This window comes from Microbacterium sp. 10L49 (assembly GCF_056395125.1).
Map to the genome: position 1 here is coordinate 283,912 of NZ_JBFTIW010000002.1, position 16,951 is coordinate 300,862.

Annotated in this window: 17 protein-coding genes; 8 read left to right on the forward strand and 9 right to left on the reverse strand. The window is 69.5% G+C overall.

What is annotated here, in order from left to right; genetic code table 11:
• Positions 1–40 precede the first annotated feature (40 nt).
• The 4 genes from AC1DCT_RS05820 (at position 41) to AC1DCT_RS05835 (ending at position 3,900) form a co-directional block, all read left to right on the forward strand.
• Positions 41–1,078: a Gfo/Idh/MocA family protein gene (locus AC1DCT_RS05820; protein ID WP_477427974.1), complete on the forward strand. Its 1,038-nt coding sequence runs from the start codon at positions 41–43 to the stop codon at positions 1,076–1,078.
• A gap of 31 nt (positions 1,079–1,109) precedes the next feature.
• Positions 1,110–2,036, forward strand: coding sequence for an NYN domain-containing protein (locus tag AC1DCT_RS05825; RefSeq protein ID WP_441976339.1), 927 nt, complete (start codon positions 1,110–1,112; stop codon positions 2,034–2,036).
• Between the two features lie 260 nt (positions 2,037–2,296).
• Positions 2,297–2,917, forward strand: a complete 621-nt coding sequence (locus tag AC1DCT_RS05830; RefSeq protein ID WP_477427976.1) for a DUF4166 domain-containing protein — start codon at positions 2,297–2,299, stop codon at positions 2,915–2,917.
• Positions 2,914–3,900, forward strand: a complete 987-nt coding sequence (locus AC1DCT_RS05835; protein ID WP_477427977.1) for an epimerase — start codon at positions 2,914–2,916, stop codon at positions 3,898–3,900. Before AC1DCT_RS05830 ends, AC1DCT_RS05835 begins: the two co-directional genes overlap by 4 nt.
• A 116-nt stretch (positions 3,901–4,016) precedes the next feature.
• Here the strand turns inward: AC1DCT_RS05835 and AC1DCT_RS05840 are convergent, their stop codons facing one another.
• The 4 genes from AC1DCT_RS05840 to AC1DCT_RS05855 are packed head-to-tail and all read right to left on the reverse strand — an operon-like array spanning position 4,017 to position 7,764.
• Positions 4,017–5,009: an epimerase gene (locus tag AC1DCT_RS05840; protein ID WP_477427979.1), complete on the reverse strand. Its 993-nt coding sequence runs from the start codon at positions 5,007–5,009 to the stop codon at positions 4,017–4,019.
• A complete protein-coding gene (locus AC1DCT_RS05845) occupies positions 5,006–5,377 on the reverse strand; it encodes a PLD nuclease N-terminal domain-containing protein (RefSeq protein WP_440734667.1) in 372 nt (123 codons plus the stop codon). Before AC1DCT_RS05845 ends, AC1DCT_RS05840 begins: the two co-directional genes overlap by 4 nt.
• A 42-nt stretch (positions 5,378–5,419) precedes the next feature.
• The gene (locus AC1DCT_RS05850; RefSeq protein ID WP_440734668.1) at positions 5,420–6,349 is read right to left on the reverse strand and encodes an aldo/keto reductase; all 930 of its coding nucleotides are present in this window, start codon (positions 6,347–6,349) and stop codon (positions 5,420–5,422) included.
• On the reverse strand, positions 6,346–7,764 hold the full coding sequence (locus tag AC1DCT_RS05855; protein ID WP_477427980.1) for a DUF2252 domain-containing protein: 1,419 nt from the start codon (positions 7,762–7,764) through the stop codon (positions 6,346–6,348). The genes AC1DCT_RS05850 and AC1DCT_RS05855 overlap by 4 nt, the downstream gene beginning before the upstream one ends.
• 199 nt (positions 7,765–7,963) lie before the next feature.
• Between AC1DCT_RS05855 and AC1DCT_RS05860 the strand changes: the two genes are divergently transcribed.
• From AC1DCT_RS05860 to pgi, 3 genes are all read left to right on the forward strand, one after another.
• Positions 7,964–9,454 carry an amino acid permease gene (locus AC1DCT_RS05860; protein ID WP_441976452.1) on the forward strand — a complete coding sequence of 497 codons (1,491 nt, stop codon included), beginning with the start codon at positions 7,964–7,966 and terminating at the stop codon, positions 9,452–9,454.
• 122 nt (positions 9,455–9,576) lie between these two features.
• Positions 9,577–9,957 carry a VOC family protein gene (locus AC1DCT_RS05865; RefSeq protein ID WP_440734670.1) on the forward strand — a complete coding sequence of 127 codons (381 nt, stop codon included), beginning with the start codon at positions 9,577–9,579 and terminating at the stop codon, positions 9,955–9,957.
• 104 nt (positions 9,958–10,061) lie between these two features.
• Entirely contained in the window at positions 10,062–11,804 is a 1,743-nt protein-coding gene (pgi, locus tag AC1DCT_RS05870; protein WP_477427982.1) for a glucose-6-phosphate isomerase, read from the forward strand.
• 12 nt (positions 11,805–11,816) lie between these two features.
• Here pgi and AC1DCT_RS05875 read toward each other — a convergent pair whose 3' ends face one another.
• Complete coding sequence (locus AC1DCT_RS05875; RefSeq protein WP_441976345.1) at positions 11,817–12,026, reverse strand: DUF6458 family protein; 210 nt, start codon at positions 12,024–12,026, stop codon at positions 11,817–11,819.
• A gap of 190 nt (positions 12,027–12,216) precedes the next feature.
• On the opposite strand from AC1DCT_RS05875, the gene AC1DCT_RS05880 reads away from it, so the two are divergent.
• Positions 12,217–13,317, forward strand: coding sequence for a serine hydrolase domain-containing protein (locus AC1DCT_RS05880; protein WP_477427984.1), 1,101 nt, complete (start codon positions 12,217–12,219; stop codon positions 13,315–13,317).
• 76 nt (positions 13,318–13,393) lie between these two features.
• Here the strand turns inward: AC1DCT_RS05880 and AC1DCT_RS05885 are convergent, their stop codons facing one another.
• The 4 genes from AC1DCT_RS05885 to AC1DCT_RS05900 all read right to left on the reverse strand — a co-directional run bounded on the left by AC1DCT_RS05885 (position 13,394) and on the right by AC1DCT_RS05900 (position 16,900).
• Positions 13,394–14,506, reverse strand: coding sequence for a fatty acid desaturase family protein (locus tag AC1DCT_RS05885; RefSeq protein WP_477427986.1), 1,113 nt, complete (start codon positions 14,504–14,506; stop codon positions 13,394–13,396).
• A gap of 185 nt (positions 14,507–14,691) precedes the next feature.
• Entirely contained in the window at positions 14,692–15,450 is a 759-nt protein-coding gene (locus AC1DCT_RS05890) for a patatin-like phospholipase family protein (protein ID WP_477427988.1), read from the reverse strand.
• 171 nt (positions 15,451–15,621) lie between these two features.
• The gene (locus AC1DCT_RS05895) at positions 15,622–15,966 is read right to left on the reverse strand and encodes a VOC family protein (protein ID WP_477427990.1); all 345 of its coding nucleotides are present in this window, start codon (positions 15,964–15,966) and stop codon (positions 15,622–15,624) included.
• Positions 15,967–16,078: 112 nt separating this feature from the next.
• Positions 16,079–16,900 carry a MerR family transcriptional regulator gene (locus tag AC1DCT_RS05900; RefSeq protein ID WP_477427992.1) on the reverse strand — a complete coding sequence of 274 codons (822 nt, stop codon included), beginning with the start codon at positions 16,898–16,900 and terminating at the stop codon, positions 16,079–16,081.
• Positions 16,901–16,951 lie beyond the last annotated feature (51 nt).

Sequence of the window (16,951 nt, forward strand, 5' to 3'; positions counted from 1 at the left end):
CGCCTCCGCCGGGCGATCCGATACCCCCTACGCTGGAGACATGACCGGCCACTCCCCCCGTCCAGCGCTTCGCTGGGGCATCCTCGCCACGGGCGGCATCGCCGCCGCCTTCGCCGCCGACCTGCGTACGGCGGGGCTCGACCTCGTGGCCGTCGGATCCCGGTCGCAGGAGTCCGCCGCCGCCTTCGCCGCGCGCTTCGGCATCGCCCGGGCGCACGGATCCTATGAGGCGCTCGTGGCGGATCCCGAGGTCGACATCGTCTACGTCGCCACCCCGCATCCGATGCACCACGCCGACGCCCGTCTCGCTCTCGAGCACGGCAAGCACGTGCTCGTCGAGAAGGCGTTCACCCTCAACCGCGCCGAGGCGCAGGATCTCGCCGACCTCGGTCGTGAGAAGGGTCTGCTCGTCATGGAGGCCATGTGGACCCGGTACCTGCCGCACATGGCACGTCTGCGCGAGATCATCGCCGCCGGAACGCTCGGTGAGATCCGCGCGGTCTCGGCCGACCACACGCAGTCGCTGCCGACGGATCCGGCCCATCGTCTGAACGCCCTCGAGCTGGGCGGCGGGGCGCTTCTGGACCTCGGGATCTACCCGATCTCGTTCGTGCACGACGTCCTCGGCGCGCCGGTGACCGTTCAGGCCACGGGGCGCCTGGTGGAGACCGGCGCCGACGCGGAGGTCGCCACCGTCATGACGCACGCCGGAGGCGCCGTCTCCACGACGCTCTCCTCGTCGCGCGCGGCCGGCCCCAACACAGCCGTCGTGCTCGGCACCCAGGCCCGCATCGAGATCGACCGGGTCTGGTACTCCCCCACGACCTTCCGGGTGATCGCCGCCGACGGCACCGTGCTCGAGGAGTTCGACGGTCGCACCACCGCTCATGGTCGCGGTGGCGGACGCGGCATGCAGTACCAGGCGCTCGCCGCCGAGCGGTACGTCGCGGAGGCCGCCGAGCGCGGCTCGGCGCCGGACAGCGATCTGCTGCCCGTCGCGGAGTCGGTGGCGATCATGGGTCTGCTCGATGAGATCCGCGGGCAGATCGGCGTGCAGTATCCGGGCGAGACCGCCTGATACCCGAGAACCTCCGAACCGAAGGAGCCCCATGGCCGAGCCGCAGGACACCCGTGTCGCCGTCTATCTCGACTTCGACAACATCGTCATCTCCTGGTACGACCGCGTGCACGGACGCAACGCGTACAGCAAGGACCGTCAGCGGATCCAGGACAACCCGGCCGACGCCGAGGTCGCGGAGCGGCTCAAGGCCGCGATGATCGACGTCGGCGCGATCATCGACTACGCCTCCTCGTTCGGCACGCTGGTGCTCACGCGCGCATATGCCGACTGGTCGTCGCCGGTCAACGCCGAGTACCGGTCGCAGCTCGTGGCCCGGGCCGTCGATCTCGTACAGCTCTTCCCCGCCGCCGCCTACGCGAAGAACGGCGCCGACATCCGCCTCGCGGTCGATGCCGTGGAGGACATGTTCCGCCTGCCCGACCTGACCCACGTGGTCATCGTCGCCGGCGACAGCGACTACGTGCCGCTCGCACAGCGGTGCAAGCGCCTGGGCCGGTACGTGATCGGCGTCGGCGTCGCCGGCTCCACCGCCAAGTCGCTCGCCGCGGCCTGCGACGAGTTCGAGGCCTACGACTCGCTTCCCGGCGTCGAGCGCGCGGTGACGCCGGCAGCGCCGGCCGAAGAGGCGGCACCGAAGAAGACGGCTGCCAAGCAGACCCAGAGCGCACGCAAGCAGTCCCGCGCGACCACCGAGAAGGACGTGCCCAGCACGTCCGATCAGGAGCAGGCCACGGCGACCCTCGTGCGCGCGCTGCGCCTCGGGCACGACAAGAGCGACGGCGACGAATGGCTGCACAGCTCGGCGGTGAAGACGCAGATGCGGCGCATGGACCCCTCGTTCAGCGAGAAGGCGCTCGGCTACCGCTCGTTCAACGCCTTCGTGAAGTCGCGGGCCGACATCGCCGAGCTCGAGGAGTCCGGCCACGAGCGCCTCGTGCGCCTCAAGGACGCCTGAGGGTTCAGCGCCACCGATCCCCTCCGCTCGCCGCGCTCGCTTCGGCGTTCAGGTCGCAACGTCTGCTTGCCGCGACCCCGCTCGTGGAGACCTCTTCTCGTCGAGACCTCTGCGTGTTCAGGTCGCAATATCTGCTTGTTCCAGGCGTCTGGAAGAGCAGTTTCTGCGACCTGAAGGGCCAGAGTTGTCCTCCCGAAGGCCCGGAGTTCTCTTCCGGAAGCCCCGTTTGCATAATTGAACATGTTCGATAATCTGGATCCGTGACCCTCGGATCCCCGTACGCGATCGCTCTCGGCGCGAGCATCACCGCGCTGCATCCGCGTCTGCAGGCGTACTTCCAAGCGATCCCCGCGGGGCGGGTCGGCATCGGCGACGGCGTCTTCGACCGGGTCGGCTGCCGGAACCCGCTCCTGCGGACGCTGCTCGGCCCGCTGCTGCGGGTGCTGCAGCGGCGCGGTGCGGTCTATGCCGGATGGGCGCAGGCAGTCCCGTTCACCGTGAACAACCGTGACGGCGCAGGCCGATCCGCAGAGCGCACGCTGCACCTTCGCACCGACCCCTGGACCATGCGCGATCAGGTGCACCCGCTGCCGCACGGCCGGGTCGTGGATCGGCTGGGGCGGGGTGGAGTCGCCGCCGCGGTCTTCGAGGTGACGGCATCCGACGGCGCCCTCGAACTGCGGAGCACTCTGGTGGGCCTGCGACTGGGACGAGTGCGGATCCGGTTCCCGCAGTGGCTCGCTCCGCGGATTCGACTGCGGGAGAGCGCAGACGACGCGGTCGGCGCACAGCGGGTCGCTCTGACCGTGGACATGCCGCTGCTCGGCCGCATCCACGAGTACGCCGGCACGTTCCAGTACCGGATCGAGGAGGACGCATGAACGGAGCGGACACCCGCCGCGGACGGGTGGTGCTCGGCGGATCCACGGGATTCATCGGCCAGGATCTCGCCCGGCGCTGGCGCGCCGCGGGGCGCGAGGTCATCACGATCTCCCGTCACGGCGCCGACCTGACCTGGGGAGACCAGGCCGGGATCGATGCCGCCGTCGACGGCGCGGATCTCGTGGTCGGGCTCGCCGGCAAGAGCGTGAACTGCCGCTACACACCGGCGAACCGTGCCGAGATCTTCCGTTCGCGCGAGGAGACGACCGCCGCCCTGCGCACCGCGATCGGACGTGCGGCGACCCCGCCCCCGTTGTGGGTGAACTCCTCGACGGCGACGATCTACCGGCATGCGGAGGACCGGGCTCAGACCGAATCGACCGGAGAACTCGGCACCGGGTTCTCCGTCGAGGTCGCGAGGGCATGGGAGCGTGCACTGTTCACGGGCGAACTGCCGGGAACGCGCCGCGTGGCGCTGCGCACTGCGATCGTGCTCGGTGACGGCGGCGTGCTCGCAACCTTGCGCACCCTCACCCGGCGGGGCCTCGGCGGCACGCAGCACGACGGACACTGGCCGATCAGCCGCGCCCGTCGCGCGGCGGGCACCGCACACGAGTTCCGCACCCGCGGAGGGCGGCAGCGATTCAGTTGGGTGCACCTCGACGACGTGGCGGGGATCATCGCCTTCCTCGAGGCTCACCCCGAGCTGGAGGGCCCCGTCAACGTGGTGTCCCCGGGAGCCGGCGACAACCGGATGCTCATGGCGACGATCCGCCGCGCCCTGGACGTGCCGTTCGGGCTGCCGCAGCCGCGCTGGATGCTCGAGCTCGGCGCGATCGGGATCCGCACCGAGACCGAGCTGATCCTGAAGAGCCGCTGGGTCGCGCCGGAGAAGCTCCTCGCCGCGGGCTACGCGTTCGCGCACCCCGACCTCGACGAGGCCGTGCGCGCGTCCTTCGCCGCGAACGTCCCCCCGGTCTGACGGCCCGCTCAGTGGTCGCAGGTTGCGGTCATCCGAGGGCCGAAGCCGCAAAATGCGACCAGCGAGCAGCCGAACGAACGCAGCACTCCTGAGGCTGGCACCGAGAGCAGCCGGGCTCAGCGCCCCTGGATCTGACGCACAGCCCCGGCCAGCTCGGGGAACCGGAACACGTATCCGGCGTCCTCGAGCACCTGCGGCAGCACCCACCGGCTCTTCAGGATGAGCTCGGATTCGGTGCGCAGCACAGCCATCCCCGGCTCGAGCACGAAGCGCGGCGCGGGCAGCCCGAACGGCGCACGCACGGCCCTGCGCAGGGTGCGCATGAGCTCGATGTTGGTCACCGCATTCGGCGACGCCATGTTCACGGGCCCCGTGATCTCGTCGTGGTCGCGAAGGAATCGCACCGCCTGCACGAAGTCCTGCTCGTGCATCCAGCTCAGCCGTTGCCGGCCCCGCGAGTGCTCATAGTCGGGCCGCGCGGGCTCGGTGGGATGCGGGCCGATCCCTCGGTAACGCCGATGCGGGAACCACCAGCCGTCGTACTGCGGTCCGCCGAGACCCAGCCGAGCCAGGCGCAGCAGCATCGTCATGACCGGAGCTCCGCGGCCCAGCACGAGCGACGTCCGCAGGGCGATCCGGCGGGTTCCCGGAAGCTCGCCGGCGAACAGCGCGGCCTCCCACTCCCGGGTGACGTCGGGCGAGAAGCCCCGCTCCTCGAGCGGATCCGCCTCCGTCCGCGGCGTGGCGAGCGAGTAACGGTAGGCGGTGGCGGAGCTGCCGTTCATCCACACCGCCGGTGGATTGGCGGCGGACGAGATCGCGCGGTGCAGGGCCGCCGTGGTGCGTACGCGCGAGCGCAGGATTTCGTCGCGGTTGCGGTCGGTGTAGCGACAGTCGATGCGCCGGCCGGCCAGGCCGATCACGAGCGCGGAGCCGTCGACCAGACGGAGGATCCCGTCCTCGTCATCCCAGCGCGCATCGGCATCGGCACCCCGCCCGATCGTGCGCACGTCGTAGCCATCCACGCGCAGCGCGTCGCGCAGTGCGGTGCCGAGATAGCCGCTGCCGCCGCCGATCACGGCGCGGGGACGCTGCGGTGCGGTGTTCATTCCGTGCCCTTCTCGCCCTGCTGCTTCTTGCGCTTCTCGATCTCGGCGCGCAGTCGCCACTCCTCGATCTCGCGATCCAGGTCGGCGATCTGTTCCTCGGTGCTGCGTGTGTCGCGGGGCTGCGACGGCGCGGCGGGCGCCGGCGGGCCGGAGCGGCGCTCGCGCGGACGCGGCAGCCGGATCCCCTCCCCGTCGTATTCGCGACCGACCAGGAACCAGATCAGGGATCCGGCGAGCGGCACGATGATCACGAGGATGATCCAGAAGACCTTGGGCAGGTGCTTCACCTGGTCGTCGCGGCGCGTGATGATGTCGATGAGCGCGCCGATCAACAGCAACAGCACGAGGATCGAGAACACCAGGCCCATGCCGACAGCCTAAGAGATCGCGGACGCGCTCCGGCCCAGCCCCTACGGCAGGGTGTGTCCGGCGGCGCGGAACAGCTCGTACCACTCGGCGCGGCTGAGCTCGACGTCGGCACCCTCCGCCGCCTCTTGCACGCGCGACGGCGTGGTGGTGCCGAGCACGACCTGCATGCCGGCGGGGTGCCGGGTGATCCACGAGGTGGCGATGCCCGTGGGCGTGACGCCGTGCGCGGCCGCGATCCGGTCGATCACCGCGTTGAGCTCCGGGTAGGCCGGGTTGTCCAGGAACACTCCGGTGAAGAAGCCCGCCTGGTAGGGCGACCACGCCTGGATGGTGATGCCCTCGATACGGCAGTACTCCACGATCCCGCCGCCGTCGCGGACGATGCTCTGATCCAGGCCGGCCATGTTCGCCGCGAGCGGCTGCGCGATGATCGGCGCGTGCGTGATGGACAGCTGCAGTTGGTTGGCGATGAGCGGCTGCGTCACCGCGGTCTTCAGCAGATCGATCTGCCGCGGCGTGTGGTTGGAGACGCCGAAGGAGCGCACCTTGCCGGAGGTGTGCAGCTCGTCGAAGGCGCGCGCGACCTCGTCCGGCTCCACGAGGGCGTCGGGGCGGTGCAGCAGCAGCACGTCGATGCGGTCGGTGCGCAGCGCCTTCAGGGAGCCCTCGACCTGTCCCATGATGTGCTCGTAGGAGAAGTCGAACATCCCCTCCGAGGGCACGATGCCGCACTTGGTCTGCAGGGTGATCTCGTCGCGTTCCGCAGCGGACAGCCCGAGTGCGGCGCCGAAACGGTCCTCGCAGACGTGCATCGCACCGCCGTAGATGTCGGCATGATCGAAGAAGTCGATCCCGTTCGCTCGCGCGGTGTCGTACAGCTCGCGGATCTGAGTGTGGGTGCGCCCGTCGATGCGCATCATCCCGGCGACGACCGCCGGAGCGGATCCGGATCCGAATCGGACCTGCTTCATGATCTGCTCTCCTCCCGCGCAGCGTGCTGCGCTGTGTCCGATGCGGCGTGCGTCGCACCCTGCTCGGCCGCCCGTGCCACGAACGACCGGTAGTCATCATCCGCCAACTCGGCATAGGCGTTGGCCCAGCTCACCAGGATATCGGCGAGCTGGGCGCCCTTGCCCGCGTATCCGGCGATCTGTGCGGCCGCGGGCGCCTGCGCGTGCGCGCGGGCGAGCGTGATCGCGCAGGCCACCGCGTACTCGCGATACCCCTCGTCCTCGACCTCGTCTGTGTCGATCGAGCCCTTCATGTCGTGGAACTGACGCACGTAGTAGTCATCACGGGAACCCTTGATGTGCCCCAGGAAGGGATCCGAGAAGGCTTGCAGCACACGCTGCACGCCGACGACGCGTGCCCCTTCGCCGCTCTCGCGGATCCGTTCCTGAAGGTCGGCGGGCTGCTCGATCCCGCCGTACTCCTCGAGCACGCTGCGCCCCGCCTGCTTCACCTGTAGAAGCAGCGGCTCGGCGTCAGCGGTGCCGAGCACGGCGAGGAAGCAGCGCGTGCCGACGCTGCCCACGCCGACCACACGGCGCGCCACGTCGCGCACCCGGTACTGGCGCAGCAGCAGCTGGATGTCGATGTTCGCGGTGACGGCGTACCGCTCGAAGGCGGTGTCGCTGACCTCGCGGATCTCGGGATCGGCGTGCGTCATGACCGGGGGCTGCTCGACGAACCGCAGGTGGCCGTCGTCGCCGCGGACCGTCAGCTTGCGTGCGGCGCGGGCCCCGGTCCGCTTCTCGGCGGCGGCGATCGCCTTCTGCAGGGTCTGCTGCGAGTCGACGTCGAGTCCGTCCCTTGCCGCGGTGGCATCGAAATGGGCGAAGTACCGCTGCAGCGGATCCGCGTCGACGGCGGCGCGCAGCGCTCTCACGTACGCGAGGACGCATCGCCGCGCTGCATCGTCCGCCAGGGCCTGTCCGCGGCTTTCGCGTGCTCCGATCACGACGCTCGCGACGAGCCGCTTGAGGTCCCATTCCCAGGGCGCCCACGCGGCCTCGTCGAAGTCGTTCAGGTCGAACATCAGCGTGCGCTGGGGAGACGCGAAGAAGCCGAAGTTGCCGATGTGGGCGTCGCCGCAGGACGGCACCAGTATCCCCGTGTGCGGCTCGCGCGCGAAGTCCGCGGCCATGATCGCGGCCGTGCCCCGGTAGAACGCGAACGGATCGGCGGCCATCCGCTCCGTGCGCAGCGGCATGAGATCCTGCAACCGCGTGCTGTTCTGGCGATCGAGGATCCCGAGCGGGTCGCGTCCGGTCGTGGTGATCGTCGCCAAGGCGGTGCGGGGCATGCGGTCACGAGCGGCTCTGCCCGCGGCCAGCCCTTCCGCCCGGGAGAGCATCGTGTCGCCGGCGAGGCTGGTTTCGGTCATGGCCCATTGTCCCCCGCGCCGGTTCGTTCGTTGCCCTGCGCACCGGATCCGAGGCATGATCGCCGATGCACGATGATCGGCTGTCGTCCCGGGGCGGCCCAGAGGAAAGGCATCGCAGATGAGCGATCAGAACCCCGGCCACGCGGTCGATCCCGAGGACGCCCTCGAGAACGAGCGCGAGCTCACCGGCGATCGCCTCATGGCGGTCGAAGACTTCTCCAGCGAGGACGCGGGCTACCACAAGGCACTCAAGCCCCGTCAGATCCAGATGATCGCGATCGGCGGCGCCATCGGCACCGGACTGTTCATGGGAGCGGGCGGGCGCCTGGCCTCGAGCGGGCCGGCGCTGATCATCGTCTACGCGGTGTGCGGCTTCTTCGCGTTCCTCATCCTGCGCGCGCTCGGCGAGCTCGTGCTGCATCGTCCGTCCTCCGGATCCTTCGTTTCGTACGCCCGCGAGTTCTACGGCGAGAAGGTCGCTTTCGTGAGCGGCTGGCTCTACTTCCTCAACTGGGCCATGACGTCCATCGTCGACGTGACCGCGGCGGCGCTTTATGTGAAGTTCTGGGCGCACTACTGGCCCCCGCTGCAGGCCGTGCCGCAGTGGCTCATCGCACTCGTCGCGCTCGTCGTGGTGCTGTCGCTGAACCTCGTCAGCGTGAAGCTCTTCGGCGAGATGGAGTTCTGGTTCGCGATGATCAAGGTCGTCGCGCTCGTGGCGTTCCTGATCATCGGGACGGTCATCCTCATCATGCAGGCCCCGACCGATGTCGGGCCCACCGGCTTCTCGATCATCGCGGAGCACGGCGGAGTCTTCCCGATGGGCCTGTTCGCCCCACTCATCGCGATCTCCGGCGTGGTGTTCGCGTACGCCTCGATCGAGCTCGTCGGCACGGCTGCGGGCGAGACGGCCGAGCCTGCGAAGATCATGCCCCGTGCGATCAACACCGTCGTGATCCGGATCGCGATCTTCTACGTCGGCTCGATCCTGCTGCTCTCGCTCCTGCTTCCGTTCAACACCTACAAGGCCGGGGAGTCGCCGTTCGTGACCTTCTTCACCCACCTCGGCGGCGCCGAGACGGGCGCCGTGGCCGGATCGGTGATGAACTTCGTCGTGCTCACCGCCGCCCTCTCCAGCCTGAACGCCGGGCTGTACTCGACCGGCCGCATCCTGCGGTCCATGTCGGTGAACGGGTCGGCGCCGCGCTTCACGGCACGGATGAGCCGCAACGGCGTGCCGTACGGCGGCATCCTGCTCACCTCGGTCATCACGCTCGCGGGCGTCGTCCTGAACGCGGTGGTGCCGTCGCAGGCCTTCGAGATCGTGCTCGAGGTCTCTGCGCTCGGCATCATCGGCGGGTGGGCCACCATCATCCTCTGCCAGCTGCGCCTGCACGCGCTGACGAAGAAGGGCCTGCTCGAGCGATCGTCATTCCGGATGTTCGGCGCCCCCTACACCGGATACCTCACCCTCGCGTTCCTGCTGTTCGTGCTCGTGACCATGGGCTTCACCGAGACCGGCCGCTGGGTGCTGCTCTCCCTCATCGTCATCGTCCCGGCCCTCATCGTGGGGTGGTTCGCCGCCCGCAAGGGGATCCTCGCAGCCGCCCAGGAGCGCGAGGGCTACACCGGCATGCACTCCGTGCTCCCGCACCGCCAGGCGACCGAGGCCCTGCGCGACGACAGCTGACCGCGCCTTCACGGTGCCCGCCGTCAGGCTCGCGGCCGAGTCCGAATGTCGGACGCCCGGCGTAGCGTCGGAACGACGGCGGATCCCCCCGCTACGGTTTCCCTCTCAAAGGAGCGTGCAGCATGGACTGGAAGATCGAGCTCATCTTCGTACCGGTCACAGACGTCGATCGTTCGAAGGAGTTCTACGAGCGCATCGGCTTCCACGCCGATCATGACCAGACGCCGTTCGAGGGGCTGCGCTTCGTGCAGATGACGCCTCCCGGATCCGCCTGCTCGATCGCGTTCGGAACCAACCTCGGGGTCGATCTCGAGCCGGGCAAGCAGAACACGATCCAGGTCGTCGTGCCGAACGCCGACGAGGCTCTGGCGCATCTGCGCAGTGTGGGCGCAGAAGCGACCGATGTCGATGAGCAGGCCTGGGGCCGCTTCGTCACGTTCGCCGATCCCGACGGCAACCGCTGGACGCTGCAGGAGCTGCCGGACCGCAGCGCTCAGGCCTGATCCCCGCCCCGGAGCGGGGCGCGGCGCGCGCCCCGCTCCGGGTCACGCGGGGGCGGCGCGACTTCGTCCGCACGGCGTGCCCCGGGCGCGCTAGCGTGGGCTCCATGAGCTCCCCGATCGACGCCACCACGACGCCCGCCTGGACCGCACTCACCGCGCTGCGGGAGTCGTTCTCTCCCGATCTGCGCGGCTGGTTCGCCGCAGACCCGGAGCGCGTGGAGAGTCTGACCTTCGACCTTGCGGACCTCCGCGTCGATCTGTCGAAGAACCTCATCACGCCCGAGATCCGTGCGGCCCTGGTGCAGCTCGCCGAGCAGACCGGCGTCGCCGAGCGCTTCGCCGCGATGCTGGCCGGTGAGCACATCAACACGACCGAGGACCGCGCCGTGCTGCACACGGCGCTCCGGCGTCCCGCGGACGCCTCCCCCGCGCTCGTCGTCGATGGCCAGGACGTGGACCACGACGTGCACGCGGTGCTCGACGCGCTGAGTGCTTTCGCCGACCGGGTGCGCTCCGGCGAGTGGCGCGGCGTGACCGGCAAGAAGGTCACGCACATCGTGAACATCGGCATCGGCGGATCCGATCTCGGCCCGGTCATGGTCTACGAGGCGCTGAAGCCCTATGGAGCTGATGCGGGGTCCCCGCGCCCGGAGGCTCCGCGCAGCGCGCCAGCGATGCGCGGAGGGGGCGTGGGGCGGGTCCAGGCCCGCTTCGTCTCCAACATCGATCCGACCGACATCGCGCAGAAGACCGCGGATCTGGATCCCGAGACGACGCTGTTCGTGGTCGCCTCGAAGACCTTCACGACTCTCGAGACGCTCACCAATGCGCGCCTCGCCCGCGACTGGCTCTGGGAGCACCTCGCCGCCGCCGGCGTCGACGTCGCGACCGACGAGGCCCGCAGCGACGCGGTCGCGCACCACTTCGTCGCCGTCTCCACGGCACTGGACAAGGTCGCCGCATTCGGCATCGACCCCGCCAACGCGTTCGGCTTCTGGGACTGGGTCGGCGGACGCTACTCCGTGGACAGCGCGATCGGCCTGTCGCTCGCGATCGCGCTCGGCCCTGACGTGTTCCGTGAGTTGCTCGCCGGCTTCCATGCCGTCGACGAGCACGTGAGCACCACTCCCCTGGAGCGCAACGTGCCGGTCCTGATGGGCCTGCTCAACGTCTGGTACTCGAACTTCCTCGGCGCGCAGTCGCACGCGGTGCTCCCCTATGCGCAGCAGCTGAGCCGCTTCCCCGCCTACCTGCAGCAGCTCACCATGGAGTCCAATGGCAAGTCGGTGCGCTGGGACGGCACGCCGGTGACGACCGACACCGGTGAGGTGTTCTGGGGTGAACCGGGCACGAACGGGCAGCACGCCTTCTACCAGCTCATCCATCAGGGCACGCGTCTCATCCCGGCTGACTTCATCGCCGTAGCGAACCCCGCCTACCCGCTCGCCGATGACGGCCGCGACGTGCACGGCCTGTTCCTCGCGAACTTCCTCGCCCAGACCAAGGCGCTCGCGTTCGGCAAGACCGCGGAGGAGGTCGAGGCCGAGGGCACCACAGGCGCCCTCGTCGCCGCGAGGACCTTCCCCGGCAACCGCCCGACGACCTCGATCTTCGCCCCTGCGCTGACGCCGGCCGTGCTCGGTCAGCTGATCGCCCTCTACGAGCACATCACGTTCACGCAGGGCGCGATCTGGGGCATCAACTCGTTCGATCAGTGGGGCGTCGAGCTCGGCAAGCAGCTCGCCCTGCAGATCGCCCCCGCGATCGAGGGCGATCAGGAGGCGATCGCCGCGCAGGATCCCTCCACCCGCGCGTTGCTCGCCTACTACCGGGAGCACCGCGACTGACGCCTCAGCGGCTCAGAGCAGGTCTTCGTCGGTCGTCGGCGGCACCGTGCGGCGGCCCCGCCGCACGAGCAGCAGGATCAGGCTGAGGAGAAAGACGACCGCACCGGCGATCATCAGGATGTAGCCGACGAGGTGCAGGTCGATCCACGAGACCTGGACGTTGAGTGCGAACTCGAGGATCGCGCCGATCACGAAGAGGACGATGCCGGTTCCGATGCCCATGAGGAGTGCCTCCATTCGGTAGCTGGATGCCGTATGGAGTGAGAATAGGCCGGATCCCGCCGAGATCCATGGGGCTTGACAACCGGTCGCCGAGCCGATCGCGCTGCCGAGAGAGATCGCCGGCGCTCCGCCTAGAGTGGGCCGGGACCACCCCTATGACGATGCCCGCGCAGGTGAAGGAGCCGGATCGATGACGACACCGTTGCAGGAGACCCTCGACAGGCACGTCGCGAGCGGAACCGCGCCCGGGATCGTGGTCGCCGACGGGGACGCCGCAGGCCGGCTGGACATCCTCTCCTCTGGCGATCTCCCGCTCGACGCCATCGTGCGCATCCAGTCGATGACGAAGCCCGTGCTGGCGGTCGCGACGCTCCAGCTGGTGCAGGAGGGCCGGCTCGAGCTCGATGCCCCCGTGCAGCGGTGGATCCCGGAGCTCGCCGATCGCCGTGTTCTGCGCACTCCGCAGTCAGCGCTCGACGAGGTCGTGCCCGCCGAATCGCCCATCACCGTCCGGCACCTGCTCACCAACACCTCCGGATACGGCATGACGACCGCTCCCGGACCGCTGCGGGATGCGATGGTGCACGGGCGCACCCACGCGAGCCAGGACCCGGTCGCGCTCGGCGCCCAGGACTGGCTGAATGCCCTCGCCGAGCTCCCGTTGATGTTCCAGCCCGGAACGGGATGGCGGTACCACCACTCCTTCGGGATTCTGGGCATCCTCCTCGGCCGCATCGTGGAGCGCCCCGTGCAGGATCACCTCGCCGACGAGATCTTCGATCCGCTCGGCATGGTCGACACCGGATACTCCGTTCCGCCGCAGCAGGCGCACCGCCTTCCCGCCGCCCACCGTCATGACGGTTCGGGCGGGCTGCTCGAGATCGAGCCCGCCGGTTCGGGCTTCTACGTCGCGCCGGCACCGTTCGATCTGAGTCACGCCGAGCTCGTCTCGACCGCGTCGGACTATGCGTCGTTCGCCCGGATGCTGGCTTCCGGCGGCCGCGCCGGTGACCGGACGATCGTGCACCCGGGTCTACTCGACGAGATGCGGACCGATCGCGTTCCGGCGCGGCTCAAGACGCCGGACAGCTTCTTCCCCGGCTTCTGGGACGGGGTGGGCTGGGGCTACGGCGTCGCCGTGCAGACGGACGGGCCGCACCGAGGCCGCTACGGGTGGTCCGGAGGTCTGGGCACCGACTTCTACATCGATCCCGACGGATCGTTCCGGGTGATCCTGACCCAGATCGAGATGGGTGCGGAGACGATGGCGCTCTTCGCGGATCTCGCCTGAGCGGCGTTGCGCCGGAGATCGAGGCGGCGCGTCACCCGTGGCCTGGCCACGACCAAGGGGCGACGAACGCCCTCGATCAGGCGCGCCGGTACTGCCCGACCATGGGGCAGTCGAACGGGTCACGAGCGGCAAGCCCCACCCGGTTGAGGTAGTCGATGACGATCGCGTAGGAGCGTCCCAGCGACGTCTCGGTGTAGGGGATGTCGTGGGTGACGCAGAACTCGCGGACGATCTCGCTGGCCCGGGCCAGGTGCTTCCGGGACATGCTCGGGAACAGGTGGTGCTCGACCTGGTAATTCAGCCCGCCCATGAGCCAGGTGGCCCACCAGCCGCCGCGGATGTTGCGTGAGGTGTAGACCTGCTTCGAGAAGAAGTCGAGACGCGCGTCAGGGGCGATCACGGCCATGCCCTTGTGGTTCGGCGCGAAGGATGCCCCCATGTACACGCCGAAGACGGCGACCATGACGCCGACGAACGCGGCGGCTTTGCCGAGCGGAAGCAGCAGGAAGAGGGGCGTCAGCACGAGCGCGAAGCGAGCGGTGATCAGCCCGAGTTCCACCCAGCGGCCCTTCACTGGCTCGCGGCCCATGAGGTGCTTGATGCCGAGGTAGTGCAGGTTGAGCCCCTCGAGCGTCAGCAGGGGGAAGAACAGCCAGCCCTGCTTGCGCGTGATCATCCGGATCAGGCCTCGTGCCTGCGCGGCGTCCTCCTCGAGGAACGAGATCGTGTCGACCTCGATGTCAGGATCCTTCCCGACGCGGTTCGGGTTCGCGTGATGACGGCTGTGCTTGGAGTCCCACCAGGAATAACTGATGCCCACGACGCCGGCGGCCAGGACACGCGCGAGCCGATCGTTCGCCGGTCCGGTGGTGAGGATCTGCCTGTGCGCGGCTTCATGTGCGAGGAACGCGACCTGGGTGAAGAGGATCCCGAAGACGGCGGCCATGAGCAACTGGAACCAGCTGTCCCCCAAGAGCACGGATCCCGCGATCGCCGCACCGAACGCGCACGCGAGCGCGGCGGCCACGAGCACGTAGAACCTCGGCGTACGCTGCATCAGCCCGGTCTCCCGCACCACCCGTGACACCTCGACGAATGCGCGTGCGACGTGCGGGAAATCCTCCTGGCGGGCGTAGGTCTGGCGGACGGGCCCCAGACGCGAGGGGATCTCTGTGCGTACAGACGTCATCGATGAGCGCTTTCCCTGGGTCCGGCCGAGGGCCGGAGCTGGAGCCAAAGGCGGGCGCCGATCGCTGGTCCCACGCTACGCGCAGGCATATGCGGGGATGGGCATGCGACGCCTGTGCATCCGCCTCGAATGCGCTCGCGACGAACTCCCTGGAAGCGGGAGAAACACCGCTCAGGCGATGGACATCACGCGATGGACATCAGGCGGCCGTCGCGATGCGCGGCGTCCAGGGCTTCCTCGGCGGCCCGGCGTCCCTCGGCGACGAGTCGGGGGACGTCCTTCATGACCCACTGCGCCATGCGCTCCATCTCCGGCTGGATGAGGAGGACAGACGGGTCTGCGACGAGGTCCGCCGTGGCGGTGACGGTACGCATCATGCGGACGTTCTCCCACTTGGCGTGCAGTCGCACCACGATCGTGCGCTCCGCACCGAGTGCACGGGTCACGGAGTCGGGGACGTTGTCGACCATCCCGCCATCGGCGAGCAGCGCGCCGTCGCGGCGGACCGGTGGCAGCACCCCGGGGACGGCGACGGTGGCGCGCAGGGCGGTGCTGAGCGGCCCCCGGTCGAGGATCACGCCGCGCCGCGCGCGCAGATCCGTCGCATAGGCGCCGAATCGGCGAGGCAGGTCCTCGATCAGAGGGTCACGACCGAGGATGCGGTGGATCGCGTCCGTCACGGCGTGGGTGTCGAGCAGGCCCCACCGCGGACGCAACGACCAGCGGGCGATCTCGCCCCAGCGGAAGCCGCGGACCGCGCGTTCGATCGCATCGGCGTCGAAGCCTGCCGCGTACGCCGCGCCGAGGAGGGCGCCGGCACTCGTCCCCGCGACGATCCCGGGACGGATGCCGCGCTCCGCGAGCACCTGCAGCACCCCGGCCTGGGCGGCCCCGTAGGCCCCGCCGCCGCTGAGGGTCAGACCGAGGGTCGGGTCGTCGGTCACGGGTTCTCCTGTCTCACGCCGTTCGAGCGACGTTATCAGCAGGCACCTGCGCACCGGCTGCGATCAGGACGGGGGTCGGGTGGTTCGCGGGGGGGGGATCCGTTGCGTCCCGTGCAGGCGCTGAGCGCGCCGACCGGGCACGCTCAGCGCCGGGGCCGTGCCGGGCGGCGCTCAATCCGCCTTTCGCTGCCAGACCCCGAATCGGTTGCCCGCCGGGTCGCTCAGATGCGCGAAGAGGATCGTGCCGTTGTCGACGAGCGGCAGCACGACGCCCGCTCCTGCCGACTGCGCCGCCTCCAGGGTCGTGTGGATGTCGGCGACCTCGACGTAGAACACGGCCCAGTGCCCGCCGCCCGCCTCCGTCGTGTCCCACAACCCGCCTGCGTTTCCGTTCGCGAAGCCGTATCCCGCGGGGCTCGGCGAGCCGAACTCCCACCCGAAGACGCCGCCGTAGAACGCGCGCGCCGTCTCCGGATCCGGGGTTCCGACTTCGAAGTAGTTCACCAGATCCGTCATGTCCCTGCCCTTTCGTGTTCGGCGTCCGATTCGTCCGCCACGATCGAGCCTCGGGCCTGCCACCGTGTGAGGGTCAATATCGTGTGAGGTCAAGGGTCGACGCGAGACGACGTCAGCCGAGCGGGACGTTGACCTCCGTGATCCAGGCGTCGGGATTCGGCTCGGCCCCGGGGCCGACGACGTAGACGTTGAACATCGGTCCCGTCCGCACGAGCCCTCGGTCCGCGACCCAGGCGCCGATGGCCTCCGTCGTGGCGGTGATGGTGTCGAACCCGCCGCGATGCGTCGCCCAGGCGACGCGCTGCGCAGGCAGGAGAGCGACTTCGAAGCCTGTGCCCTTCGGCGCTTCTCCGGTGAACTCCCGCCAGATCGCCATCTCCACGTCTTCGTCGCGGAACTCCTCATCGAAATAGGTGGCGCCGATGGTCTCGCCGAGCTCCGTGCCGTCCACGCCGCCAGGTTGCGCGAGGATCCGTCGGAGGTCGGCCCAGAGCTCGCCTTCCGCAGGGTAGTCGGCGACGGTGCGCCGGGTGAGCAGGACCCGGAGGGACGGGAAGTCCCGTTCCTGCACGGCGATCGGCGCACCACGACTGCCTGCCGCCGCCACGAGCGACTCCGCGAGGGCGCGCTGCCGTCTCAGCCGGAGGGCTTCCTCGTCGAGCCGCTGCAGGTGACGCTCGATGCGGACCGAGAGCGCTGCCGGGTCGTCGAAAAGCGGCAGCAGCTCGGAGATCTCGGCGATGCCGCACCCCGCGTCGCGCAGGCTCCGGATCCGTCCGGCCCTGCTCAGCTGCGACGGCGCGTAGCGGCGGTAGCCCGTGACCGGATCCACTTCGGCGGGCTCGAGCAGTCCGCGCTCGTCGTAATGGCGCAGCATCCTGATGCTCAGCCCGGCGTAACGCGAGAAGTCCCCGATCGACAGCAACCCGCTCATCGGTCAACCCTGACACATCCATCGTTCCCGACCCAGCACCCTGCACGCACA

Excerpts from the sequence above, each read along its gene's own strand:
- AC1DCT_RS05820 (WP_477427974.1), top strand. The coding sequence starts at position 41 with ATGACCGGCCACTCCCCCCGTCCAGCGCTTCGCTGGGGCATCCTCGCC.
- AC1DCT_RS05825 (WP_441976339.1), top strand. The coding sequence starts at position 1,110 with ATGGCCGAGCCGCAGGACACCCGTGTCGCCGTCTATCTCGACTTCGAC.
- AC1DCT_RS05835 (WP_477427977.1), top strand. The coding sequence starts at position 2,914 with ATGAACGGAGCGGACACCCGCCGCGGACGGGTGGTGCTCGGCGGATCC.
- AC1DCT_RS05840 (WP_477427979.1), bottom strand. The coding sequence starts at position 5,009 with ATGAACACCGCACCGCAGCGTCCCCGCGCCGTGATCGGCGGCGGCAGC.
- AC1DCT_RS05845 (WP_440734667.1), bottom strand. The coding sequence starts at position 5,377 with ATGGGCCTGGTGTTCTCGATCCTCGTGCTGTTGCTGTTGATCGGCGCG.
- AC1DCT_RS05850 (WP_440734668.1), bottom strand. The coding sequence starts at position 6,349 with ATGAAGCAGGTCCGATTCGGATCCGGATCCGCTCCGGCGGTCGTCGCC.
- AC1DCT_RS05855 (WP_477427980.1), bottom strand. The coding sequence starts at position 7,764 with ATGACCGAAACCAGCCTCGCCGGCGACACGATGCTCTCCCGGGCGGAA.
- AC1DCT_RS05860 (WP_441976452.1), top strand. The coding sequence starts at position 7,964 with ATGGCGGTCGAAGACTTCTCCAGCGAGGACGCGGGCTACCACAAGGCA.
- AC1DCT_RS05865 (WP_440734670.1), top strand. The coding sequence starts at position 9,577 with ATGGACTGGAAGATCGAGCTCATCTTCGTACCGGTCACAGACGTCGAT.
- pgi (WP_477427982.1), top strand. The coding sequence starts at position 10,062 with ATGAGCTCCCCGATCGACGCCACCACGACGCCCGCCTGGACCGCACTC.
- AC1DCT_RS05875 (WP_441976345.1), bottom strand. The coding sequence starts at position 12,026 with ATGGGCATCGGAACCGGCATCGTCCTCTTCGTGATCGGCGCGATCCTC.
- AC1DCT_RS05880 (WP_477427984.1), top strand. The coding sequence starts at position 12,217 with ATGACGACACCGTTGCAGGAGACCCTCGACAGGCACGTCGCGAGCGGA.
- AC1DCT_RS05885 (WP_477427986.1), bottom strand. The coding sequence starts at position 14,506 with ATGACGTCTGTACGCACAGAGATCCCCTCGCGTCTGGGGCCCGTCCGC.
- AC1DCT_RS05895 (WP_477427990.1), bottom strand. The coding sequence starts at position 15,966 with ATGACGGATCTGGTGAACTACTTCGAAGTCGGAACCCCGGATCCGGAG.
- AC1DCT_RS05900 (WP_477427992.1), bottom strand. The coding sequence starts at position 16,900 with ATGAGCGGGTTGCTGTCGATCGGGGACTTCTCGCGTTACGCCGGGCTG.